This window comes from Flavobacterium psychroterrae, assembly GCF_018380615.1.
GTDB classification, from domain to species: Bacteria; Bacteroidota; Bacteroidia; order Flavobacteriales; family Flavobacteriaceae; genus Flavobacterium; species Flavobacterium psychroterrae.
Genome location: NZ_JAGYVZ010000002.1, coordinates 469,820 through 494,709, shown reverse-complemented (window position 1 = coordinate 494,709; position 24,890 = coordinate 469,820). Strand labels below are relative to the sequence as shown.

General features: G+C 33.0%; 20 protein-coding genes. 17 read left to right on the top strand and 3 right to left on the bottom strand.

Annotation, left to right across the window (positions count from 1 at the left end; genetic code table 11):
- The first annotated feature begins 198 nt into the window (after positions 1–198).
- Positions 199–1,716: a 2,3-bisphosphoglycerate-independent phosphoglycerate mutase gene (gpmI, locus tag KHA90_RS03960; protein ID WP_213295660.1), complete on the top strand. Its 1,518-nt coding sequence runs from the start codon at positions 199–201 to the stop codon at positions 1,714–1,716.
- A gap of 103 nt (positions 1,717–1,819) precedes the next feature.
- Here the strand turns inward: gpmI and KHA90_RS03955 are convergent, their stop codons facing one another.
- Positions 1,820–3,073 carry a DUF445 domain-containing protein gene (locus KHA90_RS03955; RefSeq protein ID WP_213295627.1) on the bottom strand — a complete coding sequence of 418 codons (1,254 nt, stop codon included), beginning with the start codon at positions 3,071–3,073 and terminating at the stop codon, positions 1,820–1,822.
- Positions 3,074–3,370: 297 nt separating this feature from the next.
- On the opposite strand from KHA90_RS03955, the gene map reads away from it, so the two are divergent.
- The 8 genes from map (at position 3,371) to KHA90_RS03915 (ending at position 13,591) form a co-directional block, all read left to right on the top strand.
- A complete protein-coding gene (map, locus tag KHA90_RS03950) occupies positions 3,371–4,189 on the top strand; it encodes a type I methionyl aminopeptidase (protein ID WP_213295625.1) in 819 nt (272 codons plus the stop codon).
- A gap of 67 nt (positions 4,190–4,256) precedes the next feature.
- On the top strand, positions 4,257–4,661 hold the full coding sequence (locus tag KHA90_RS03945) for a GxxExxY protein (protein ID WP_213295622.1): 405 nt from the start codon (positions 4,257–4,259) through the stop codon (positions 4,659–4,661).
- Positions 4,662–4,701: 40 nt separating this feature from the next.
- Positions 4,702–5,475 carry a class I SAM-dependent methyltransferase gene (locus tag KHA90_RS03940; RefSeq protein ID WP_213295621.1) on the top strand — a complete coding sequence of 258 codons (774 nt, stop codon included), beginning with the start codon at positions 4,702–4,704 and terminating at the stop codon, positions 5,473–5,475.
- Positions 5,476–5,755: 280 nt separating this feature from the next.
- Positions 5,756–8,665, top strand: a complete 2,910-nt coding sequence (locus KHA90_RS03935; protein WP_213295620.1) for a DEAD/DEAH box helicase — start codon at positions 5,756–5,758, stop codon at positions 8,663–8,665.
- Positions 8,666–8,936: 271 nt separating this feature from the next.
- The gene (locus KHA90_RS03930) at positions 8,937–10,199 is read left to right on the top strand and encodes a type IX secretion system plug protein (protein ID WP_213295657.1); all 1,263 of its coding nucleotides are present in this window, start codon (positions 8,937–8,939) and stop codon (positions 10,197–10,199) included.
- A 79-nt stretch (positions 10,200–10,278) separates the two neighbouring features.
- On the top strand, positions 10,279–10,665 hold the full coding sequence (apaG, locus tag KHA90_RS03925) for a Co2+/Mg2+ efflux protein ApaG (protein WP_008467225.1): 387 nt from the start codon (positions 10,279–10,281) through the stop codon (positions 10,663–10,665).
- 156 nt (positions 10,666–10,821) lie between these two features.
- Positions 10,822–12,447, top strand: a complete 1,626-nt coding sequence (pruA, locus tag KHA90_RS03920; RefSeq protein ID WP_213295619.1) for an L-glutamate gamma-semialdehyde dehydrogenase — start codon at positions 10,822–10,824, stop codon at positions 12,445–12,447.
- A 412-nt stretch (positions 12,448–12,859) separates the two neighbouring features.
- Positions 12,860–13,591: a hypothetical protein gene (locus tag KHA90_RS03915; protein ID WP_213295618.1), complete on the top strand. Its 732-nt coding sequence runs from the start codon at positions 12,860–12,862 to the stop codon at positions 13,589–13,591.
- Between the two features lie 69 nt (positions 13,592–13,660).
- Here KHA90_RS03915 and rsmG read toward each other — a convergent pair whose 3' ends face one another.
- Positions 13,661–14,290 carry a 16S rRNA (guanine(527)-N(7))-methyltransferase RsmG gene (gene rsmG / locus KHA90_RS03910; RefSeq protein ID WP_213295617.1) on the bottom strand — a complete coding sequence of 210 codons (630 nt, stop codon included), beginning with the start codon at positions 14,288–14,290 and terminating at the stop codon, positions 13,661–13,663.
- Positions 14,291–14,397: 107 nt separating this feature from the next.
- On the opposite strand from rsmG, the gene KHA90_RS03905 reads away from it, so the two are divergent.
- The 8 genes from KHA90_RS03905 (at position 14,398) to KHA90_RS03870 (ending at position 23,199) form a co-directional block, all read left to right on the top strand.
- The gene (locus KHA90_RS03905; RefSeq protein WP_213295615.1) at positions 14,398–15,492 is read left to right on the top strand and encodes a fatty acid desaturase family protein; all 1,095 of its coding nucleotides are present in this window, start codon (positions 14,398–14,400) and stop codon (positions 15,490–15,492) included.
- A gap of 66 nt (positions 15,493–15,558) precedes the next feature.
- Positions 15,559–16,749 (top strand): pyridoxal phosphate-dependent aminotransferase, encoded by a 1,191-nt coding sequence (locus tag KHA90_RS03900; protein ID WP_213295614.1) that lies wholly within the window; start codon positions 15,559–15,561, stop codon positions 16,747–16,749.
- Between the two features lie 150 nt (positions 16,750–16,899).
- Positions 16,900–17,913: a hypothetical protein gene (locus KHA90_RS03895; RefSeq protein ID WP_213295613.1), complete on the top strand. Its 1,014-nt coding sequence runs from the start codon at positions 16,900–16,902 to the stop codon at positions 17,911–17,913.
- Positions 17,914–18,082: 169 nt separating this feature from the next.
- Positions 18,083–18,541 carry a ferritin-like domain-containing protein gene (locus KHA90_RS03890; RefSeq protein ID WP_213295612.1) on the top strand — a complete coding sequence of 153 codons (459 nt, stop codon included), beginning with the start codon at positions 18,083–18,085 and terminating at the stop codon, positions 18,539–18,541.
- Positions 18,542–18,781: 240 nt separating this feature from the next.
- Positions 18,782–20,656, top strand: a complete 1,875-nt coding sequence (locus KHA90_RS03885; RefSeq protein WP_213295610.1) for a peptidase U32 family protein — start codon at positions 18,782–18,784, stop codon at positions 20,654–20,656.
- A gap of 487 nt (positions 20,657–21,143) precedes the next feature.
- Positions 21,144–22,304, top strand: coding sequence for a formate-dependent phosphoribosylglycinamide formyltransferase (purT, locus tag KHA90_RS03880; RefSeq protein WP_213295607.1), 1,161 nt, complete (start codon positions 21,144–21,146; stop codon positions 22,302–22,304).
- A gap of 2 nt (positions 22,305–22,306) precedes the next feature.
- A complete protein-coding gene (locus tag KHA90_RS03875) occupies positions 22,307–22,624 on the top strand; it encodes a DUF6370 family protein (RefSeq protein WP_213295604.1) in 318 nt (105 codons plus the stop codon).
- Entirely contained in the window at positions 22,624–23,199 is a 576-nt protein-coding gene (locus KHA90_RS03870) for a Crp/Fnr family transcriptional regulator (protein WP_213295602.1), read from the top strand. The genes KHA90_RS03875 and KHA90_RS03870 overlap by 1 nt, the downstream gene beginning before the upstream one ends.
- 188 nt (positions 23,200–23,387) lie before the next feature.
- Here KHA90_RS03870 and aceA read toward each other — a convergent pair whose 3' ends face one another.
- On the bottom strand, positions 23,388–24,668 hold the full coding sequence (gene aceA, locus KHA90_RS03865; RefSeq protein WP_213295600.1) for an isocitrate lyase: 1,281 nt from the start codon (positions 24,666–24,668) through the stop codon (positions 23,388–23,390).
- Positions 24,669–24,890 lie beyond the last annotated feature (222 nt).

Genomic DNA, 24,890 nt, shown 5'->3' with positions numbered 1-24,890 from the left:
TTAGATAATTTTTTATTATATTTGACATAGATATTGTTTTGTTTGGCGACATCAAGATACTGAATTTCAGTATCTTGAACAATATCTAGTCCGTATTTTTTACTTGAAATAATTACACCCAACGGGTTAACCATAATTTGTAACAATGCTTTCGTGCAAATTTCATAAATCGCTTATCTTTGTAGAAAACAAAAAATGATGAACAAAAAAGTAATCCTTATGATTTTAGACGGTTGGGGAAAATCTCCTGACCCTAAAGTATCTGCAATAGACAATGCAAATGTTCCTTTTATAAACAGTCTTTACCAAAATTACCCTAGCGCACAACTTAGAACCGACGGATTAAATGTAGGTTTACCGGAAGGGCAAATGGGAAACAGTGAAGTTGGTCACATGAATCTTGGAGCGGGAAGAATTGTATATCAGGATTTAGCCAAAATAAATTTAGCAGTATCACACAAAACTCTTGCAAAAGAGCAGGTTCTGGTTGATGCCTTTACATATGCTAAAGAAAACAATAAAAAAGTCCACTTTGTAGGATTAGTTTCTGATGGTGGAGTTCACTCTCATACTTCACACTTACGCGGATTAATTGATGCTTCGCAGGAATATGGTTTAGAAAATGTTTTTATTCATGCTTTTACTGATGGTCGTGATGTTGATCCAAAATCCGGAGCAAAATACATTCACGATTTAGAAGATTATATCAAAGATACTCCGGTAAAAATTGCTTCGATCATTGGTCGTTATTATGCAATGGATCGTGACAAACGTTGGGAACGTGTAAAACTAGCCTATGATTTAGTAGTTAATGCAATAGGAACTCCATCTAAAAATGCAGTTGCAAGTGTTCTTGAAAGTTACGAACATCATGTAACTGATGAATTTATTGAGCCAATTGTAATGGTTGACAAAGACGAAAAACCATTAGCAACAATCATTGAAGGCGATGTAGTTATATTCTTCAACTTTAGAACTGACAGAGGTCGTGAACTTACAGAAGCGCTTTCTCAACATGATTTTCACGAGCAAAATATGCACAAGTTGAACTTGTATTATGTTACACTTACCAACTACGATGATACATATCAAAACGTAAAAGTAGTTTACAATAAAGATAATATTACCGAAACTCTTGGTGAGGTTTTAGAAAAAGCAGGCAAAAAACAAATTCGTATTGCCGAAACAGAGAAATATCCGCACGTTACGTTTTTCTTTTCCGGTGGTAGAGAAACTCCATTTGAAGGTGAATCCCGTATTTTAAGAAATTCTCCTAAAGTTGCTACTTATGATTTACAACCGGAAATGAGCGCGTTTGAACTTACAGCTGCTCTTGTTCCTGAATTAAATAAAGGCGAAGTTGATTTTGTTTGTCTGAATTTTGCAAATGGAGATATGGTCGGTCACACCGGAATTATGAGCGCAGCAATTCTTGCCTGTGAAGCTGTTGATAAATGTGTTAAACAAGTTATCGAAGCGGCTCTTGCCAATGATTATACTACAATTGTAATTGCCGATCACGGAAATTGCGAAACAATGATTAATCCTGACGGAAGTCCAAATACTGCACACACAACAAACCCAGTGCCTATTATTTTAGTTGACAAACAATTAAAAAGTATTCACGATGGTGTTCTTGGTGATATTGCTCCTACTATTTTAGAACTAATGGGAGTTCAGCAGCCAAACGCAATGACTTGTCATTCGTTATTGTAGAGATACTTTAAAAGTTTTTAAACCATATAAGTAATATAAGTTCATTTAAATAAAGCTGCGTAAAGCTTATAATAACTTATATCACTTATATGGTTTACTTTTTTTACACAAAATAGTGATACGTCCATTCTATGCAATAAATTATAATCCCGATAAGCCCGCCAACTAAAGTTCCGTTGATTCGAATGTATTGAAGATCCTTTCCTATTTCAAGTTCTAATTTTTCTGAAACTTCTTTACCATCCCAGCTTTTTACGGTTGAAGAAATTAAATCTCCAATCACTTTTTTATTGTTTAGAAGAATCGAAAGCAAATCGTTTTTAATAAAATTATTGATTTTGTTAATCATAACATCATCTTCCTGAATTCCTTTTCCGAAAGTTTGAATTAATCCCGAAATACTATTTTTAATAGAAGATTGATCGCCTTTGTCTAAATCTCTTGTAATTGACAACTTTATTTCATCCCAGATTCCGTTAATATAATCCTGAACTTCTTTTTTACTGGTAAAACTCAAAATCATATTATTGATTTTGATTCTCATCTCTTCAGAATTTCTTACCTTAATAAGAAAGTCATTAATATATTCGTCTATTTTAAGTCTAATTTCACTTTCCGGATTTTTAGCTTCATTTAAAAAGTCATACAATCCGTTAAAAATACCTTCGGAAATGCTTTTATCGGCTAAGCCAAAACTTAAAAATGGCGTTGATTGTTTTACTTTTTTCCGAATCAGATCTTTATTATTACTCAATTCAGTAGCCATAACTTCGAGAACATTTGTAATCAATTGATCTTTTACTTGTCCTTTTTGTAAAGGTTCCAAAGCCAATGCAACCCAATCCCCAAAATTTATCGCTTCGAGTTTTTCTTTGAACTGAACCTGAATAAATCTTTTTATATCTTCATCTTTTATGGTTTTTAAAATCCCCGGAATAATATTCACTGCAACCAGATTGGCGATTTTATCTGCGTTTTCTTCCTGCGATAGCCAATCTGAAGCTTTTGTAGCAAAATTGAATTCTTCAAGTTTGATTTCTAATTTCTCGCGATTTAGAAATTCTTCTGATACAAAACTTCCCAGATTTTCTCCAATTTCATTTTTTTTCGTCGGAATAATCGCTGTATGCCAAATTGGAATTCCTAACGGATGACGAAACAATGCGACTACCGCAAACCAATCTGCAATTCCACCCACCATTGCAGCTTCACTAAAAGCCTGCAACATTGGAATTTTAAAATAAATAGCAATTATAAAAAGAAGGACGGCAACACCCAAAAGTGCCAAAGCATTCCCTTTCATTTTATTCAAAGCTTTTTTCTTGTATATATTTTCCTGATCTATAGACGTTTCCATAATTACACATTTTTTACTCTTACTAATTTACGGTTTTTCTGTCAAATATTCATCTGAAAAAGGCATGATTTTATTAATTGTTATCGTTTATATGAAGAGCAAAATCAAAAAAGTTTGCCACGAATTTCACTAATTTTCACTAATTAATTTAAGTCCGAATTTTAAAATCAATTTAATTCGTGAAAAATTATTTTTTGCGTTGATATACATTCGTGTTTATTCGTGAAATTCGTGGCGAAAATTTTAAATAAAAAATAATATTAAAATCGTACTTTTGCGAACTGAAAATCCGAAATTATGATTATTGTAAAATCACGTGAAGAAATCGAATTAATGCGCGAAAGTGCTTTGATCGTATCTAAAACATTAGGAATGATTGCTTCTGAAATTAAAGAAGGAGTTACCACATTATATTTAGACAAATTAGCTGAGGAATTTATCCGTGATCACGGTGCTGTTCCAAGCTTTTTAGGATTGTATGATTTTCCGAATTCACTTTGTATGAGTCCGAATTCACAAGTTGTACACGGAATACCAAATAATACGCCTTTGAAAAGTGGTGATGTTATATCTGTAGATTGTGGTGCATTTAAAAATGGATATCACGGTGATCACGCGTATAGTTTTGAAATTGGAGAAGTTGCTCCGGAAGTTAAAAAACTTTTGCAGGTTACTAAAGAATCTCTTTACGTAGGAATCAGAGAATTTAAAGCAGGAAATCGCGTTGAAGATGTTGGAAATGCGATTCAGAAATATACTGAAGCTCACGGTTATGGTGTTGTTCGTGAATTAGTTGGTCACGGCTTAGGGCAAAAAATGCACGAAGAACCTGAAATGCCAAACTACGGAAAACGTGGTCGCGGAAAACTTTTTATTGAAGGAATGGTCGTTGCAATTGAACCAATGATTAATTTGGGAACTAAAAATATCAAACAACATAAAGATGGCTGGACTATTACAACTGCTGATAATAAAGCAAGTGCACATTTCGAACATGACGTTGCGTTAATAGACGGAAAACCAGAAATTTTATCGACTTTCTATTATGTTTACAAAGCGTTAGGAATCGAAAGTACAGAAGAAGATGAATTCAGAAAAGTGCCGTTAGTTTTATAGTTATAGCACGGAGATTCACAAAGATATACGCCAAGATTCACAAAATTTATTAATAAGCCTTTCTTAAATGTTTGAAGAAAACAACGAATCTCGCAATCAACTAGATGCTATAACTTATAAAATAATTGGGCTCGCAATTGAAGTTCATAAGCAACTTGGACCTGGTTTATTAGAATCTGCTTACCAAGAGTGTTTATACTATGAAATTGTAAATTCAGGTTTAGTTGTTGAAAAGCAAAAAGTTTTACCAATAATATATAAGGATATAAAATTAGATCACGGATACAGAATTGATTTATTAATTGAAAACAAAATTGTTATTGAATTAAAAACTGTTGAAGCTTTTACAGAAGTTCATTTTGCACAAATATTAACTTATTTAAAACTTGGTAATTATCCATTAGGTCTTCTTATTAATTTTGACTCAAAAATTTTAAAAAACAACATAAAAAGATTTATAAACACTCTGTGAAACTCTGCGTCTCCTTCGTGTAACTCTGCGAAATAACCCCATGAAAAAATTATTTAAACTCGTACTTAATACCATCCCTCGTCCATTATTAATTCGTTTGAGCTATGTGGCTCGTCCGATTTTGGCATTTTCATTAAAAGGAAATAAATATACTGATCCGATTGACGGAAGAAGTTTTAGATCGTTTTTGCCGTATGGATATGGAAAACAGCGTAATAATGTGCTTTCGCCAAGTACGCTTTCGCTAGAAAGACACCGTTTGCTTTGGTTGTATTTAAACGATCAGACTGATTTTTTTACAGCACCTAAAAAAGTACTTCATTTTGCTCCCGAACAGGCTTTTTATAAAATGTTCCGCAAGCAAAAAAACCTTGATTATACCACAACAGATTTATTTTCGCCCTTGGCAGATGTAAAAGCAGATATTTGCAATTTGCCTTTTACAGATAACGAATATGATGTTATTTTGTGTAATCACGTTTTAGAACATATTCCGGACGATACAAAAGCAATGCAGGAATTATTTCGTGTATTAAAACCGGGCGGAATGGCGATTCTTCAAATTCCACAGGATTTATCAAGAGCTGTGACTTTTGCCGATGATACTATTACAGATCAAAAAGAACGCGCCAAAATATTTGGACAATACGATCACGTTCGTATTTATGGCCGTGATTATTTTGATAAATTAAGAAGCATAGGTTTTATCGTAATCGAAGAAGATTATACTAATAAAATCACAACTGAACTGGTAGAAAAATATTGCCTTGCAAAAGGAGAAATTATTCCTCTTTGCTTTAAACCGGAAAACTAAACAGACTTCTGAACCATATAAGTGATATAAGTTCATTTAAAAAACATTTACTAAATTCAGATCGATGCTGAATTTGCAATTTACAATAAGAAATAATAAACCTAACAGGTTTTAAAAAACCTGTTAGGTTTCAATATTATATATAAATTCTTGATTTACCTTTAATAGTTAAACTAGAAAATCTGTTTTTATCCGCGTTTTGCTTTAGCAATCCGTTTTATCCGCGTTACTTTTTAGTTAGACAACTTCCTAAATTACAACCAAACCAAAAAACCCTATCTTGAATATTTCGAATTCATTTCAGTTTTGTTTTGACATCAGTTTAGAAAAAAATCTGAACCATTATATCCCAACCGCTTATATTGTTGAGAATACCGATGAAATTAAATACTTAAACAAAAAAGCAACTAAAGATGTGCTTGAAAGCTTAGGTCTTGTTTTTGAACATTTTGATTCTAATACAAAAAAAATATTGACAGTTTGTGAATCTTTAAAACCTGAATTTATTTTCAAAAAATTCAGTTCAAAAATCAAATCGGCAAAAACAATCGCTGATTTACAAAAAGACTCCAAAATTGATTTTGCAATTCGTCAACATTTAAAATTTAACTTAGAATCCTTTTACAACCTAATTGTAAAAGAACAATTTCCGTTATCTGCTAATATGAGTGCTGAAAAGGATTTTTATCGTTGGAGAGTCAACACAAATCCGTTAGATTTTGAACCTCAAATTCAATTTGACAAACATGAAGACGGAATTACCTATACGCTATCTTTAAAAGAAAACGAAACTTCATTTTTACCAATGAATAAAAGTGTCGATATTCTTTTGGATGAACCGGGCTGGTTAATTATCGATAAAAAATTAGGACAGCTAAAAGATCTTAATGCTAAAAAGCTTTCGCCTTTTTTAAAGAAAAAATCAATCGAAATACCTTCAAGATTAGTAGATAATTATTTTAAAAACTTTATTCCTGAAATAGCCAAAAAAATAGACATTGACGCGACTGGTTTCGAAATTAAACTTCGGGACAAAATTATCGCATGTACAATTCAGCCTGTTTATGATTTCTTTAAAAACTGTTATTACCTCAACCTTCATTTTGATTATAGCGGTTATTTATTTGATGCCAGTAAAACTAAAAAAACACATTCGTTTGTTGATTTTACTGTTATCAATGAGCCAAAAATAATTCAGTTTAAACGAAGTTCTAATGAAAATCTATATACGGACAAATTACTTGAAATTGGTTTAATAAAAATCAAAAACGAATTATTCGGATTGAATTCAGATACTGAAATTCATGATCCTTATGCCAATATTCAATTCATTATTGATCGCAAAGAAGAACTGGAAAGTTTAGGATTTGCAATTCAAAACCTGAAACTTGAAAGCAAAGAAATCATTACTGAAAAACATACAATTTTAACTTCAAAAGGAGAAACAAAAGAAGATTGGTTTGACATTAAAATAATTATTTCGATTGGGACTTACACAATCAATTTCAGCGAAATTATTCCAAATATAAAAAGCAAAGAAAGACTCTTTTTATTGCCTGACGGAAATTATTTTCTGATTCCGTTAGAATGGCTAAGCAAATATGGTTCGCTGGCAAAATTAGCCAGAACAGAAAATGGAAACCTCCTTTTACGTAAAAGTAATTTTGCTGCTTTAGATGCGATTCCGGAAATTAAAGAAGATGCAAACCCAATTTATGAAGCTGAATATACATCTTCGAATTTATTGAAAGCAACTTTAAGACCTTATCAAATTGATGGCGTGAAATGGCTTTTGGGTCATTTTAACTCAAATCTGGGCGCTTGTCTGGCTGATGATATGGGACTAGGGAAGACCTTACAAACTTTAGCCGTTTTGGTTGCCGTACAGGAACAATTAGGTTTTACAACTAAAACTACGAATTCTGATTTGTTTCAAAACGAAACTACTATTGAAAAAGAGCCTTTAAAAACCCTGATTGTTTTGCCTTCGTCATTGGTTTTTAACTGGTATAACGAAGCCCAAAAATTTACGCCGCATTTTTCAAAAATGCAATATGTGGGAAATGACAGGAAATTATTAGCACACAGATTAGAATCATCTGATTTGATTTTTACCAGTTATAGTATTCTTCATCGTGATATTTCAATTTTAGAAAAATATAATTTCCGCTATTTAATTTTGGACGAAAGTCAATATATTAAAAATAAAGATTCTAAGATTTTCAAAGCGATAAACAAAATAAATACAAATCATAAAATCGCTTTAAGTGGTACGCCTATCGAGAACTCACTAGACGATTTATGGTCACAAATGCAATTTATAAATCCTGATATTTTAGGAACCTATTCTTTTTTTGCAGAAAATTTTAAAATTCCGATTGAGAAAAAACAAGATGAAGGCAGTTTATCTGAACTGAAAAACCTCATTCAACCTTATATTTTGCGACGAACTAAAGAACAGGTTTTAAAGGATTTACCGGAATTGACAGAACAGATTTATTATTGTGATATGGATCCTGAACAGGAAAAACTATATGAAAAAGAAAAATCAAAGGCTCGGAATTTTTTACTAAAAACAGATGGATCAAGTCCAGACAAAATTAGTATCATCAATACCTTGATGAAACTAAGACAACTAAGTAATCATCCGAAAATGATTGATCAGAATTCTGAAATTGATTCTGGGAAATATATTGCGGTAACTAATTATCTGGAAAACTTAGTAAAAGGAAAACAAAAAACCATCATTTTTAGTTCATTTGTTACTAATTTGAGTTTTTATACGGCTTGGTGCAAGGAAAATAAAATTGATTTTTGTGAAATTACGGGTGAAACTCCTGTCAGGAAAAGAGAACAGCAAGTAAATCTATTTCAGGGAAAAGAAAATCCTTTGTTATTTTTTATTTCGCTTAAAGCGGGTGGCGTAGGTTTGAATATTACCAAAGCTTCGTATGTGTTATTCCTTGATCCGTGGTGGAATCCTTTTGCCGAAAAACAAGGAGTTGGAAGAGCGCATCGAATTGGGCAATTAAATAAAGTAAATGTTATCAGGTTTATTTCCAAAAACACGATTGAAGAAAAAATAATAAAACTTCAGGAAAACAAAAAGCTATTATCGGATTCACTTTTAGAGGAAAGCTATATTAACGAAGAAATCGCGGTTAATCTGGAATTCATTTTGGGTTCTTGATAAATTGTTTTTAAAACCAATAAATTGTCTTATTTTTCGTTATAGAAATTGTTATATTTACAATCTTACAAAACACGGTGAATGTAATTTTAATACATAGAAATATAGATTTCCTGTGTATATTAAGAATTTTAAAAAGAAATATTATTTCCTTCACATAGCCAACTTTGTGCATTTTAAATAAGTGAAACGCCTTTTTTGAAATTACAAGAACTATGTTTCTATGTGTTAAAAACAAATTATGACCAACGAGTTTATACAACTTACTAAGATGCCAAAATTTTTGTTTCAAAATCTTCTGCTGCTTTTTATTTTTGTTTCGGCGACAGCCCAGGAAGTACAAACCGAGATTGATCCTCCATATAATATCAAAACAGTTTCGTTTGTTCAAAACGGTGGTAATGTTGTTCCTATATTTGAATTAGGCGATACTTTTATGTTTCAATTTGATGATTTATTTGGTAATGAAGCCAATTATTATTTTGAAATCATTCATTGTGATTATAACTGGAAACCAACTGATATTCCGAAAACAGATTATATTAGCGGTTTTGACAATCAACGAATTACTGATTATGTAAATTCATTTAATACGCTTCAGGTTTTTTCTCATTATAGACTTTCGTTCCCGAATCAATTTACTACGCAATTAAGAATTTCGGGAAATTATATGCTTAGAATCCTGAATGAAGATAAAGATGTTGTTTTTTCAAGAAAATTTATTTTATATGAAAATCACTCTACAGTTACAGCTCAGGTAAAACGTAGCCGTGATGTGACGAATATTAATTACAAACAAAATCTGGATTTTGCAGTTTTATCAAATGATATCGCCTTTCAGACTCCGTTACAAAATGTAAAAATCTTATTGATGCAAAATGGCAATTTAAATACTGCTATTAAAAATGTTCCTCCGCAATATACAATTGGAAATCAATTGGTTTATAAATATGATAAGGAAACGCAATTTTGGGGTGGAAATGAATTTTTATATTTCGAAAATAAAGACATTCGCGCTGCAAGTAACAACGTGGGAAGAGTTGGCGCAAACAATGATATTTACAACGCTTATTTATACACAAATCCGGCAAGAGCAAATCAGATATACTCTGTATATCAAGATGTAAACGGAAATTTTGTTGTTAAAAATATAAATGCTTCCAATAACGAAATCGAAGCAGATTACGCCTGGGTTTATTTTAGCCTTTCTGCTCCTACTTTCAGATCATCAACAAAGGATATCTACATTACCGGAATGTTCAATAATTACAGTTTGTCGCCAGAATACAAAATGGATTATAATACAGACAAAGGTGTCTATGAAAAAGCGGTGATGATTAAGCAGGGTTTTACTAATTTTCAATATACAATTGCTGATAAAAAAGGTATAATCGATTATGAAAATGCTATTGATGGAAACTTTTATCAAACTGAAAATGAATACACCATCTTAGTTTATTATAAAGAAAGTACGGATCGTTATCAAAGAGTTATAGGAAAAGGAAATGCGAACTCAATAAACATCGTAAATTAAAACATTGTTAAGGTTTTAGTTCGAAAGATTTTTTTTTGTAGATTTGCCACTATAACGCACACATATATACTACTTTAGTATGGTTTCTCAGATCACAAGAGGCATAAAAATTTCTGTTTTGACTAGTTTTGAAGGTACTTACTTCAAGAACTATAAGATTCACTTTGCTTTTAGTTATGTAGTTACAATCGAAAATCACAGCAAAGATTCAGTTCAGTTAACATCTCGTCACTGGGAAATATTTGATTCTTTAAATGATTTAGAAGTTGTTGACGGAGAAGGCGTAATAGGAAAAAAACCAGTTTTAAAACCTGGAGAAAATCACACTTACAGTTCTGGTTGCTTATTATCATCTCCTTATGGCGCGATGAAAGGTCACTTTAATATGATCAACTTTACTACTACTAAAACATTCAAAGTAATTGTTCCTACTTTTAGAATGTGCGCTCCTTTTGCCTTAAATTAAAAGCGCGTTTAAAAACTGTCTTTTTTATCGTTATCTAAATCACAAAATTGTCAAATTATTAATTTATCCTTTGTACTTTTGTGCACCGTTAGATTATTCGTAACAAATTAAATTATCTAACCCTTAAATTGTCTAATTATCTAATTTTTAAATAAAATGCTAAAAGGATTCTTTCATGTACCAAAAGCGGTAAACGAGCCAGTAAAAGGTTACGCACCTAACTCACCAGAAAAAGCAGCTGTTCAGGCGGCTTATGCCAAAATGTGGAATTCTCAAATTGACGTTCCGTTATATATTGGAAGCGAAGAAATCAGAACTGGAAATACAAGAACAATATCAGCTCCTCACGATCACAAACATATTGTAGGAACTTATCACTTAGCTGAAAAACAACATATCGAAAAAGCAATTGCTAATGCACTTGAATCAAGAAAAGCATGGGCAAATATGGCATGGGAACAACGTGCTGCTATTTTCTTAAAAGCTGCTGAACTTATTGCAGGTCCATACAGAGCTCGTATTAATGCGGCTACAATGATTGGTCAATCTAAAAATATTCACCAGGCAGAAATTGATGCCTCTTGCGAATTGATCGACTTTTTACGTTACAACGTAGAATTTATGACTCAGATTTACGGAGATCAGCCAAAATCTGATTCTACTACCTGGAATCGTTTAGAATACAGACCTCTTGAAGGTTTTGTTTACGCTATTACTCCTTTTAACTTTACTGCTATTGCTGCAAACCTTCCTGCAAGTGCTGCCATGATGGGTAACGTTGTTATCTGGAAACCAAGTGACAGCCAGGTTTTTTCTGCAAAAATTATCATCGATGTATTCAAAGAAGCTGGTGTTCCTGATGGAGTTATCAATGTTGTTTTTGGAGATGCTTTGATGATTACTGATACGGTTTTAGCAAGTCGTGATTTTGCCGGAATTCACTTTACAGGATCAACTCACGTATTTAAAGACATCTGGTCTAAAATTGGAGCAAATATCCACAACTATAAAACATACCCAAGAATTGTTGGTGAAACTGGTGGTAAAGATTTTATCATCGCTCACCCAAGCGCTAATGCAAAACAGGTTTCTACAGGAATTACTCGTGGTGCATTTGAATTTCAAGGGCAAAAATGTTCTGCAGCTTCAAGAGCTTATATTCCGCAAAGTTTATGGCCAGCTGTAAAAGAACAATTAATTGCTGATGCAAAATCGATGAAAATGGGTTCTCCGGAAGATTTCGGAAACTTTATTACTGCTGTTATTCACGAAGGTTCCTTCGATAAATTAGCTGGTTTTATCGATCAGGCTAAAAAAGATGCTGATGCTGAAATCATCATTGGTGGAAATTATGATAAATCTGTAGGTTATTTTATTGAACCAACAGTTATTGTAACTACAAACCCAAAATATACTACAATGGAAACCGAATTATTCGGACCTGTTATTACTATATATGTATATGAAGATGCAAAATGGGAAGAGACTTTAGAATTGGTTGATACTACATCTGAATATGCTTTGACCGGAGCTGTATTTAGCCAGGATCGTTACGCTATTGAAGTAGCTACTACGAAATTGCAAAATGCTGCGGGTAACTTTTACATCAACGATAAACCAACAGGAGCGGTTGTAGGAATGCAGCCTTTTGGTGGTGCAAGAGCTTCAGGAACTAACGACAAAGCAGGTTCTGCATTGAATTTATTACGTTGGGCTTCTCCTAGAACTATCAAAGAAACTTTTGTAACTCCGGAAGATTACAGATACCCTTTCTTAGGTTAATCTGATTTTAGACTTTAGAGTCCATACTTTAAATTTATAAAAAAGCCGAATCTTTTCATTAAGATTCGGCTTTTGCTTTACTATAACTTTGTAACTATACGCGATTATCAGATTTTTTCTAAACAAATTAAAATGCTCATTAATAAATTCTTAGATCATATTAAATTTTTAAGATTTATCCACTATTAATAATTTTTTATTTCTAAAAACAATATATTTGTAATACTTTTCCTATTCTATTGATTTTCACTATCATACCGTGATAAATAGTCTTATTTTAATACTTAAAAAACTTATTGTAATAAACTAAAAATAATTGTCAACTTAAATTTACCACACGATTTTATTGTTCGCAAAAAAAGTGAAATCTATTAAATTCAAAAAAACAGTAAAGAATAAAAAAAGAAAAACAATGAAAAATTTACAAAAGACTCCACCAATAATTGTAGAATCAAAAAGTATTGGTCACCCCATTAATTTTAAATGGACTAAAAGAAAAATTAATCAATTTTTAGACCCGTTAGAAGGAAATGAAGAACTTGAAAAAGCATTATTACAAATCAACCACAAAGGCTCAATAGGGCTAACGGCAGCTTTACTTGAATGGATATACTGGCGTTTTAAGGGATATACAAAAACAAATAATGATATTGAAAAAAGAATTGAAGCATTATGGTGCTCAATTGATAATGTAGAAAACACAAAACCATTAGTTTTTGATTCTGATTTTGACCTGTCTGCCACGGGCCCTATAAATGGACCATTATGGATAGGACTTATGAATGTAAGAATGATCGATGTTATGTACAGAAAAGGATCTTATTTGCTTCAAAGTGAACTTATAGGTCTGGTAGTATTAGCGAGACATATTACACCAAAAAGAAAAATTTTTGATAAATGGTTTAACGAAACAATTGTAGAATTAAGAATGCAATATCCTTGTAAATACATTCAGTCTAATATAGACCAAAGTGATGAAGCTTTTTACGATTCGTCAAATGAAGCTTTAATTTGTAGAAATTTTTTCTTTGATCCTGAATTTCAAAACTCTGAAAAAGCATCAGAAAAAGCAATACATGATTTGATAAATAATTTAGATATTGAAGCAAATCAATTTTTGTGTTTTTCAAAAAAGGCATCATAAATTATTTGATATACAAAAAACCCGACATAATTCACAACTATCTCGGGTCTTTTAATATTTTAAAATAAACTAAACCGTAAACTTCAAAGGTAAATGCACCACTTTTTTAGTTTCAAAAAATTCATCGTCAAAAATTGTAGACAAATCATATAAAGTCGCTTTTGGAAAATCTTTTAATTCCTCGGTCAAATCGCCACCTTTTAGGTATAAAATTCCGTTTTTCAAAGTGTGTTTGTGCTGCTTTTTGATCTTACCTTTAATCCAGGAAACAAAATCTGGCATATTGGTTACGGCACGACTAACGATAAAATCAAAATCGCCTTTTACATTTTCGGCACGCAATTGTTCCGCTTTTACATTCTTTAATTCTAATGCATCAACAACACCCTGAACTACTTTTATCTTTTTTGCAATTATGTCAATCAAATAAAAACGTGTTTCCGGAAAAAGAATCGCTAAAGGTATTCCGGGAAACCCTCCACCAGTTCCAACATCAAGAACAGTTGTTCCTGGCTCAAATTTCATGATTTTTGCAATTCCTAACGAATGTAAAACGTGTTTTGTATATAATGCATCAATATCTTTTCTTGAAATAACATTGATTTTTTCATTCCAGTCGTGGTATAAAAAGTCTAATTTTTGAAATTGTTCGATTTGAATTTCGGTCAAATCCGGAAAATATTTCAATATCTCATCCATTGCTCTAATTTTTTAACAAAAGTACTACTTTACAGTTGAAATATTTAACTCAATTTTGCAAATTGAAAATTTATAATAATTATCTTTGAAAACTATTTAAATCAATTATGAATAACACTGCGCCTACTTTTGCCAAGCAAGACAATTTGAAGTTCTTCAGAACTCTTAACTCACGAGTAAACAATTACTTCAAGGAGAATAACATTCAGAAAACAGGAAACTGGAAGCTGCACTTAAAAGCCGTTATTCTTTTTGCTGTTTTCCTGACACCATATTTTTTAATACTAACTCTTAATATGCCATTTTGGGCACAATTGTTATTAAACATTCTTATGGGAGTTGGAATGGCCGGAATTGGAATGAACGTAATGCATGACGGAAATCATGGATCGTACTCTTCTAAATCATGGATCAACAAAATTATGGGCGGAAGCATTTATGTTCTTGCCGGAAACGTACACAACTGGCAAGTACAACACAATGTGCTTCACCACACGTATACCAATATTCACGGACATGATGAAGATCTTGACGCTGGAAGAATTATTCGTTTCACTCAAAATGCCGAGTGGCAGCGTTTTCATAAATTTCAACACTATTATTCATTTTTCTTATACGGGCTATTGACTTTCAATTGGGCTTTAACAACCGATTTTAAGCAAATGAAAAACTATCTGAAAAGAAAATTATCTTATGGAACACCTCAAAGTCCTGCTAAATTATGGACTGTATTAGTAATTACAAAAATAATCTACGTTTTAATCTGGATGGTTTTACCAATGGTTCTTGGCGTAACATGGTGGAAAGTTGTTGTTGGATTTTTTGTAATGCATTATGTAGCCGGATTAATTTTAAGTATTGTTTTTCAATTAGCACACGTAGTGGAAGAAACTTCAAACCCGGTTCCTAATGAAGAAGGAGAAATGGAAAACACATGGGCAATTCACCAACTATATACAACAGCGAATTTTGCTCCAAAAAACAAAATAATCAACTGGTTTACCGGAGGATTAAATCACCAGATCGAGCACCATATTTTTCCTCATATCAGTCATATTCACTACGGAAAAATTGCTGAAATCGTAAAACAAACCGCAATCGAATGCAACTTGCCTTATCATGAATTCAGAACCATGAGAGGAGCTGTAATTGCACATTACAAGCATTTGAAAGATCTTGGAATGAAACCAGAATTAGCATAAAAAAAACCTATTAATAATTAACCTTCCTTAATAAAGTTGAAATTAAGGACATTCAAAAATTTTATAATGAATAATATTCTTTCAGACAGAATCAACAACTTAGCAACATCACAAACCTTAGCAATGGCTGCTTTAGCACGTGAGTTAAAAGCACAAGGAAAAGACATTATCAGTTTAAGTTTAGGTGAACCGGATTTTAACACTCCTGACTTCATTAAAGAAGCGGTTAAAAAAGCAGTCGACGAAAATTACAGCACTTATTCTCCGGTTGAAGGTTATTTAGAATTGAGAGAAGCAATTTGCAAAAAATTCAAAAGAGATAATAATTTAGATTATAAACCAACTCAAATTGTAGTTTCTACAGGAGCAAAACAATCTTTATATAATATTGCGCAAGTAATGTTAAATGATGGTGATGAGGTTATTTTACCTGCACCATACTGGGTTTCTTACTTCGAAATTGTAAAACTTTCAGGAGGAGTTCCAGTTGAAGTTCCAACATCTGTAGATACTGATTTTAAAATTACACCAGAACAATTAGAAGCTGCCATCACACCAAAAACAAAAATGATGTGGTTCAGTTCTCCTTGTAATCCATCTGGATCTGTTTATAGCAGAGAAGAGTTAACAGCTCTTGCAAAAGTTTTAGAAAAATACCCAAACATATATGTAGTTGCTGACGAAATTTATGAGCACATCAATTTCTCAGGAACTTTTTGCAGCATCGGTTCAATCCCGGGAATGTTAGAAAGAACCATCACTGTTAACGGAGTTGCAAAAGCATTTGCGATGACAGGATACAGAATTGGTTACATCGGAGCTCCGGAATTTATCGCAAAAGCGTGTACAAAAATTCAGGGACAAGTAACATCCGGAGCAAATTCTGTAGCACAGCGCGCTACGATTACCGCTGTAGAAGCTGATCCAAGCGTATTAAACCATATGGTTCAGGCTTTCCACACTCGCAGAGATTTAGTAGTTGGATTATTAAAAGAAATTCCAGGTGTAAAAATCAACGTTCCTGAAGGAGCATTTTACGTTTTCCCGGACGTTTCTTCTTTCTTCGGAAAAACATTAAGAGGAACAGAAATTAAAGATGCAAACGATCTTTCAATGTATCTTTTAGGCGAAGCAAACGTAGCCACGGTAACCGGAGACGCTTTTGGAAACCCAAATTGTATTCGTTTTTCTTATGCAACAAGCGACGATATATTAAGAGAAGCTTTAAAAAGAATCAAAGAAGCTTTGAGTGTGTAATTAGGATTCATATTATACAAAAAAGCCTCAGGAAATTCCTGAGGCTTTTTTTATGCTCTCTGCAACTTTTAAATTAATAACCTTTTTTATAATTCAGAAGTTAATGTAAAATGATATGTTTGCAACTTCAGTTAATAAACCAACGACAAAATGAAAAAAAAATTACTTCTGATTCTAACATTTATATTATTTTCTAAAGAAATTAACGCTCAAAAAAATCCAAACATAATGCTTTCCGTTTTTTACAAAGGGGAAAGTGAAAAAATTAATAGCGAAAATTCTTCGGCTATATATGATGCGATTTATGGTATGTTTGAAAACTACAATACCATTTCAGAAAAAGTAAGTCTTAAAAAATTTGATGAAAAAGAAGTTTTCTTCAAAAGCAATCTTTCCAATGAAAAATTAATTTCCTGTATTGATTCGCTTTCAAAAAATTCAAAATTAAGCTTAATCACTCAATTTAATAAACAACAACTTGTACTTGAATCAAATTTCCCGAGCTTCTTTCAAAAAAATAATGATCTCGATTTTGTCAAAATAAAATTAAAATCTCTTGATGCAATTAATGAAAACAAAAAGAAAATACATATTGACAGTATGCATACTACAAGCGAGAATGGTGGTACGCTTTTAGACAAAGATTTCACCTATCATACAATCAAATTTCAGGATAACATTAATACTTCTTCAAAAAAAGCAACAGGATTTGCAACATATAATGTAAAAATCTTAACAGACTATGCTATTCAAAAACTAAATAAATCAAATTTAATTACGACGTTTTCTATAAATAAAAAGGAAATAAAAATAGTAGAAATTTATAACAAGATTTTTGTCTTTGATGTTTTAAACGAAAGCAATGAATTCAATAAAAAAGCTGAAAATTTTAATTATTGGGCGCTAGACATCAATAATAAAAATGAAATAAAATTGGGCTCAAACATGTCTTATCTTATCTACAAAGACCTTTACAACATTTTTAAATTAAAAAGAAAAATCACTAAAGAAGACTTGAAAAAACTTTTGCCAGTAGAGAAATTACAAAAAATGAAAGAAAATGGATTTTATAATGTAATCGAACATGATTTTGCATTTGAAAATAATATCTTATTCTATTCGAAAATATATGATATTTCAAAAGATATTAAAGTGAAAATATAAATAACTCTTTTCTCATAGATTAAAATCTTTTGTACTTTATAAAAAACAAAAATGAGTCTTTCAAAATTCCCATTCCACAATATTATAAATCACCAGTAAAATTCTGTAAAACAAAACCCTCTATAAAATCCCACCTTTGTATTATACATTAATTAAAAGATTATTTATTATGATACATACAGATGAAACCACAGAAAAAGCAGTTAGCACATTAGAAGGATTAATTTCTATTCTTGAAGATGGGAAACTAGGATATACAAATGCCGCAGAACATGTAGACAGCCAGGCAATCAAAACTGACTTTTTAGATTATGCCCGTGAACGTGCATTATTCATTGTAGAAATACAAGACGAAATCAATAAACTGGGAAAATCAACTGACACTGCAGGTGGAGGTCCATTAGGAGCATTACACCGTGCATGGATTGATATTAAATCATCCTTTACAAGTGGTGATACTGAAGCTATTATCAATGCTTGTATTACCGGAGAAGAAGCTGCTGTTGAAAAATATAAATCGGCTTTAGATGATAATCATCTTGATGGAAGTCAAATCAGTATTGTTTCAAAACAATTAAACAGTATTGAAAATACTTTGACTAAAATCAAAGCGAAAAAATTGTCATAATAATTGGCACTATTTTTTGAGAAGGAAAAACTACTTGGTATCAATCAAGTAGTTTTTTTGTTTTTAGCATAAAAGAGACTAATTGATTTGACAATAAAAATCAACAAACCTTAAATATCATCATTCCATATAAGTTAACTATTTCAAAAAAAAGTCACTTCAGCATTAGCAAACTCAAATAAAATGTATGAACTTTGCAAACTTTTTCCGTGAATACCACAGAAGCTTAAAGTTTTAGAAATGAAGAAGAAGATAGAAATATTAGCTCCTGCTAAAGATTTAATTGGAGGAATGGCGGCCATAAATAGTGGTGCCGATGCTGTATATATTGGTGCTCCACAATTTGGCGCACGTTCTAATGCTAATAATTCGATTGAAGATGTAGCCGCATTAGTAAAGTATGCACACTTATTTAACGCTCAGGTATTTGTCGTTATGAATACCATTTTGTACGACAACGAACTTGAGACGTGTCGTCAAATGATTTATGAATTATACGATATTGGTGTCGATGCCCTGATTATTCAGGATATGGCAATTATGGAAATGGAGCTTCCTCCTATCGTACTTCATGCCAGCACGCAAGCCAATAATCGTGACGCATATAAAATTAAATTCCTAAAAGATGCCGGAATCAAACGAGTGGTTTTAGCCCGCGAATTAAACTTGCATCAAATTAAAACGATTTACGACGAAGCCGATGTTGAATTAGAATTTTTTGTAACCGGAGCTTTATGCGTTTCCTTTAGCGGAAACTGTTATATGAGTGTAGCCAACGGAGAACGCAGCGCCAACCGTGGTTCTTGTGCTCAAAACTGCCGTTTACCTTATAATCTAATCGACGGAAACGGAGAAACTTTAATCAAAAACAGTCACTTACTTTCGATAAAAGATTTAGATATTTCAGAGCAAATTCCAAATCTTATTGAAGCTGGAATTGTTTCATTTAAAATTGAAGGAAGATTAAAAGATGTCGTTTACGTTAAAAATAACGTATCCTATCTTCGACAAAAATTAGACAGCTATTTAGAAGGAACAGGAAGCGATAAATACACAAAAGCTTCTTCTGGAAAATGCACCTATACTTTCGATTCTTCTTTAAACAGAACTTTCAATCGCGGTTATACTGATTATTTCGTAAACGAAAGACACAGTTCCATTGGCTCGTGGGAAAGCCCAAAATCAAAAGGACAATATATTGGTAAATTAATTAGAACTGTTGGAAACGCTTATGAAATCGAAAACGGCGAATTACTAAACAACGGCGATGGACTTTGTTTCATCAACGAAAATAACGAAGCTGACGGAATCTACGTAAACAAAGCCGAAAACGGTAAAATTTATCCAAACGTTCTAAAAGAAGTAAAAGACGGAACTTTTATTTACCGTAATAACGATGCTGCTTTCATCAAAATTGTTGAAAGAGAAGATAGTGCAGTTCGAAAACTTAGCACGACTTTATTACTTACCGAAACTGAAACAGGTTTCGAACTAATCGCAACCGATGAAGACGGAAACGTAAGCATTGTAAATTTAGAACATTCAAAAGAGCAGACTAAAACTGGCGAATCAATAGAAGAAAATATCAAAACCCAATTGGCAAAAACAGGTTTCACTCCTTACACTGCCGATGAAATCAATATCATGTTTTCTCAAAACTGGTTCCTTCCTATTTCAAAAATCAACGAAATGCGAAGAACCGTTTACGATCAATTAACTGAAATTCGCCTTGCAAACTACAAACGCGAAGAACACCAAATAGTTAAAACGTCGCACCCGTATCCTGAAACCAAATTAGATTTCATTTACAACGTTTCGAACAAAACGGCACGCAAATTCTACGAACGTCATGGCGTAACCGAAATCGAAAAAGCATTCGAATTACAATGGGATCCAGGAAAATCTCGTGTAATGACAACCAAATATTGCATCAAATACGAATTAAAAAAATGTCCGATACACCAGAAAGACATAGTTGGTGTTAAAGTAAAAGAACCATTAGTATTAAAACAAGGCGAACTCGAATACAAACTAAAATTCAACTGCAAACCTTGCGAAATGGAAATCTGGGAAAAAGATGCCGAATTTGAAATTGAGGAAGATCATTTTCATTAATATTATTTAACCGATACTTATAAGTGTCGGTTTTTTTATTTTGGGCGTGTCCCTCCGGGTCGAGCTTCCCGATAATTATCGGGACGTTGCAAGTCCTCGCACTTCCTTCGTCAGGCTGTGGGCTTTCCACTTCTATCCCTCACGCAACCTGTAAAACGAGAACATTTGTTTACTAAGTGCAATTACCTCACAATCTTGTCATTTCGACCGAATGGAGAAATCACACTCGTAAATCGACAAAAAAAATCGCTAATCTTTGTCGAGCTTCTCGCGAAGATTTCTCCTGCGTCGAAATGACAAACTATATGGTTACTTTCTCTAAAATTAAATTTCCATTTAAAATAAATCTCCCGAATCTGCGAAATCTGCGTGAGAACCTTTTCTTCCTTTTATTAAATTTACAACAACAACTTTATGTTCTTAGCGAACTTTGCGGTTAAAAACATTTTTCCCTACTTTTACTACTCCAACATTACAAAACTCCAAAATGAAAATACTTCTCCTCGGTTCAGGCGAATTAGGCAAAGAATTTGTCATAGCTGCACAACGAATCGGACAAACCATAATTGCTGTTGACAGTTACGAAAATGCTCCCGCAATGCAAGTTGCACACGATTTTGAAGTCATTAATATGCTAGATGGCGAAGCATTAGATCGCATTGTAGCCAAACACAAACCAGATTTTATAGTTCCAGAAATAGAAGCCATTCGTACTGAACGTTTTTACGATTACGAAAAGCAAGGGATTACCGTTGTTCCTTCGGCGAAAGCAGCAAACTTTACCATGAACCGTAAAGCCATTCGTGATTTAGCGTCAAAAGAACTCGGATTAAAAACAGCCCAATATCAATACGCAACTTCAGCAGAAGAATTGCAAAAAGCCGTTCAGGAAGTTGGAATTCCATGTGTAGTAAAACCTTTAATGTCGTCTTCCGGAAAAGGACAATCGACAATTAAAACCGAAAGTGATATCAAAAAAGCATGGGAATACGCCGTTGCAGGTTCACGTGGTGATGTTATCGAAGTTATTGTTGAGGCTTTTGTAGATTTCCATTCTGAGATTACACTTTTAACCATTACTCAAAATAACAATCCAACGCTTTTTTGCGCACCAATTGGACACCGACAAGAACGTGGCGATTATCAGGAAAGCTGGCAACCCGCAAAAGTATCAGAAGCTGATTTGTACGAAGCTCAGGATATGGCTGAAAAAATCACCGAAGCACTTGGTGGCGCAGGACTTTTTGGCGTTGAATTTTTCCTAACGAATAATGGCGTTTATTTCTCTGAACTTTCACCACGTCCGCATGATACCGGAATGGTAACTTTGGCAGGAACTCAGAATTTTAATGAATTTGAATTGCATTTACGCGCGATTTTAAGCCTTCCAATTTTCGAAATCACTCTAGAAAAAGCCGGAGCAAGTGCCGTAATTTTAGCGTCAGAAGATTCAAATAATCCAACCTTTACCGGAATCGAGAACGTAGCTGCTTTACCCAAAACCGATTTCAGAATCTTTGGGAAACCAACTTCAAGACCTTATCGCCGAATGGGAGTTGTTTTAAGCCATGATTCACTGGCAACTCCAATCGAAGAAATTATAGAACGCGCCAAAGCAACTTCAAAATTAATAACTGTAAACTCTTAAAAATGAAAAAAGTACTCTTTATAATGTTCCTGTTTATCGGAATCACAACACAAGCCCAGGATAAAAAAACAGCCGATAAACCTCAAATAGTAGAAACTGCTTGTGGCGAATGTCAATTCGGAATGAAAGGTAAAAGTTGTGATTTAGCCGTTCGCATTGACGGAAAACCCTATTTTGTTGACGGAACAACTATTGACGAACACGGCGACGCACATGCCGAAGATGGTTTTTGCAATAAAATCCGCAAAGCTTCTGTTACAGGAAAAGTAGAAAACGGACGTTTCAAAGCCACTTCATTCACCTTGATTAAAGAAAAATAATGGAGTTAATTCTTGAAAATATTGCCAAACACGTTTCGTTAACACCTGAAGAACAAGTGTTGTTTTTATCAAAAACAGAAACTACTTTTTATAGAGCAAAAACTATCTTATTAAGTTCTGGCGAAGTATGTAAACAGTCGTATTTCGTTAATTCCGGAATTTTAAGAAGTTTTAATATCAACGACAATATTGTCGAACATGTTTTATCATTTTCATGTGCAGGTTGGTGGATAAGCGATATGTATAGTTTCTTTTCGCAAAAACCTGGACAACTTTTTATAGAAGTTCTTGAAGATGCAGAAGTACTTTCTCTTTCTAAAGAAAATCAGGAACAACTATATCTTGAAATCCCAAAACTGGAACGATTTTTCAGGATTCTTATCGAAAATTCTTTAGTTGCCAATCAACAGCGTTTAATGGATAATTTAAGTTTACCTGCCGAAGAACGTTTCGAGAAATTTTGTACTAAATATGGTTCTTTGGTTCATAAAGTTCCTCAAAAACAAATTGCTTCCTTTATTGGCGTAACACCAGAATTTTTCAGCAAAATGAAAGCTCGTCTTTTGAAAAAATAATTTTTATAGCCACAGATTTCACAGATTAAAGTGATTTTTTTTACCACAAATTACACAAATTAACGCAAATTAAGTTCAATTAAAATTTGTGAAAATTTGTGTAATTTGTGGTTATACTTTTTTAATCCTTTAATCTGTGAAATCCGTGGCAAAAAAAACGGCTCAAAATCGAGCCGTGTTTCTTTAAATTAAAATTGCTCAACCTCTGTAGAATGTTTCATGGCAGTTGTTGTTGATTTCCCTATAGTTACGGTATTTTGTACCGCATCAAAATAAGAAGTTCCAACAAAAGCCTGATGTTTTACCGCTCTGAATCCGTTTTTCTGTAAAGCGAATTCTCTTTCCTGCAATTCAGAATATCCAGCCATTCCGCGTTCTTTGTATGCTTTAGATAATTCGAACATACTCGTATTCAAAGCATGGAATCCCGCCAAAGTAATGAACTGGAATTTATATCCCATTGCAGCCAGATCTTCTCTGAACGTTTCCATTTCGGCAACTGATAATTTTGCAGCCCAGTTAAAAGATGGTGAACAATTGTATGCCAACATCTTATCCGGAAATTCTTTTTTCATAGCATCGGCAAACTTTTTAGCATAAACCAAATCCGGATTACTGGTTTCCATCCAAATCAAATCAGCATAAGGCGCATAACTCAAACCTCGTGCAATTCCCTGATCGATTCCGTTATTTACATAAAAGAAACCTTCATTTGTTTTTTCACCTGTAATGAATTTTGCATCTCTGGGATCAGCATCGCTAGTTAATAAATTAGCCGCATCAGCATCTGTTCTTGCTACAATCAAAGTTGAAACTCCCATAACATCAGCCGCTAAACGAGCAGCGATCAGTTTATTGATCGCTTCCTGAGTGGGAACCAAAACTTTCCCGCCCAAATGCCCGCACTTTTTAGCAGAACTTAATTGATCTTCAAAATGAACTCCAGACGCGCCTGCTTCAATCATTGATTTCATTAGTTCGAAAGCATTTAAGTTTCCTCCAAAACCAGCTTCGGCATCAGCCACAATCGGAACTAAATAATCTTTTTTATCTTCAACTTTATTTACCGTCTGAATCTGATCAGCACGCAACAAAGCATTATTTATTTTTTTTACAACCATTGGCACACTATTAACAGGATAAAGCGATTGGTCAGGGTACATTTCACCCGCCAAATTTGCATCGGCAGCAACTTGCCAGCCACTCAAATAAATCGCTTCAAGACCAGCATCAACTTCCTGAATCGCCTGATTTCCTGTCAATGCGCCCAAACCGGCAACATAATCCTGATTTTTTAACTTTTTCCATAATTTTTGTGCTCCCATTTTGGCAATAGAATGCTCAATTTGATACGATCCCTGAAGCGTAACTACTTCTGTAGCCGTATAAGGACGTTCAACACCTTTCCATCTTGGGTTCGTAATCCAATCGTTAATCAATTCCTGAATTCTGTCTTCTGTTGTTTTCATAAATAGTTTGAGTTAAAGTGGTTAGTAAGTAATAGTTTTCAGTCGCAGTTTATCAGTATTCAGTTTTAACTGGACTTATTTTTTTTAAACACATAGGAACATAGCTTTTCTTTGCGGTTAAAGGCATTTTATTTTTCTAAACAAACATAGCTATGTGTGAAAATCTAGATTTTTTTTAAACTCTTTTTATTCACATTTTAATCTATGTTTCTATGTGTTTAA

Bases quoted from the DNA above. Each gene is read 5' to 3' on its own strand.
- gpmI (WP_213295660.1), top strand. From the start codon at position 199: ATGAACAAAAAAGTAATCCTTATGATTTTAGACGGTTGGGGAAAATCT.
- KHA90_RS03955 (WP_213295627.1), bottom strand. From the start codon at position 3,073: ATGGAAACGTCTATAGATCAGGAAAATATATACAAGAAAAAAGCTTTG.
- map (WP_213295625.1), top strand. From the start codon at position 3,371: ATGATTATTGTAAAATCACGTGAAGAAATCGAATTAATGCGCGAAAGT.
- KHA90_RS03945 (WP_213295622.1), top strand. From the start codon at position 4,257: ATGTTTGAAGAAAACAACGAATCTCGCAATCAACTAGATGCTATAACT.
- KHA90_RS03940 (WP_213295621.1), top strand. From the start codon at position 4,702: ATGAAAAAATTATTTAAACTCGTACTTAATACCATCCCTCGTCCATTA.
- KHA90_RS03930 (WP_213295657.1), top strand. From the start codon at position 8,937: ATGCCAAAATTTTTGTTTCAAAATCTTCTGCTGCTTTTTATTTTTGTT.
- apaG (WP_008467225.1), top strand. From the start codon at position 10,279: ATGGTTTCTCAGATCACAAGAGGCATAAAAATTTCTGTTTTGACTAGT.
- pruA (WP_213295619.1), top strand. From the start codon at position 10,822: ATGCTAAAAGGATTCTTTCATGTACCAAAAGCGGTAAACGAGCCAGTA.
- KHA90_RS03915 (WP_213295618.1), top strand. From the start codon at position 12,860: ATGAAAAATTTACAAAAGACTCCACCAATAATTGTAGAATCAAAAAGT.
- rsmG (WP_213295617.1), bottom strand. From the start codon at position 14,290: ATGGATGAGATATTGAAATATTTTCCGGATTTGACCGAAATTCAAATC.
- KHA90_RS03905 (WP_213295615.1), top strand. From the start codon at position 14,398: ATGAATAACACTGCGCCTACTTTTGCCAAGCAAGACAATTTGAAGTTC.
- KHA90_RS03900 (WP_213295614.1), top strand. From the start codon at position 15,559: ATGAATAATATTCTTTCAGACAGAATCAACAACTTAGCAACATCACAA.
- KHA90_RS03895 (WP_213295613.1), top strand. From the start codon at position 16,900: ATGAAAAAAAAATTACTTCTGATTCTAACATTTATATTATTTTCTAAA.
- KHA90_RS03890 (WP_213295612.1), top strand. From the start codon at position 18,083: ATGATACATACAGATGAAACCACAGAAAAAGCAGTTAGCACATTAGAA.
- KHA90_RS03885 (WP_213295610.1), top strand. From the start codon at position 18,782: ATGAAGAAGAAGATAGAAATATTAGCTCCTGCTAAAGATTTAATTGGA.
- purT (WP_213295607.1), top strand. From the start codon at position 21,144: ATGAAAATACTTCTCCTCGGTTCAGGCGAATTAGGCAAAGAATTTGTC.
- KHA90_RS03875 (WP_213295604.1), top strand. From the start codon at position 22,307: ATGAAAAAAGTACTCTTTATAATGTTCCTGTTTATCGGAATCACAACA.
- KHA90_RS03870 (WP_213295602.1), top strand. From the start codon at position 22,624: ATGGAGTTAATTCTTGAAAATATTGCCAAACACGTTTCGTTAACACCT.
- aceA (WP_213295600.1), bottom strand. From the start codon at position 24,668: ATGAAAACAACAGAAGACAGAATTCAGGAATTGATTAACGATTGGATT.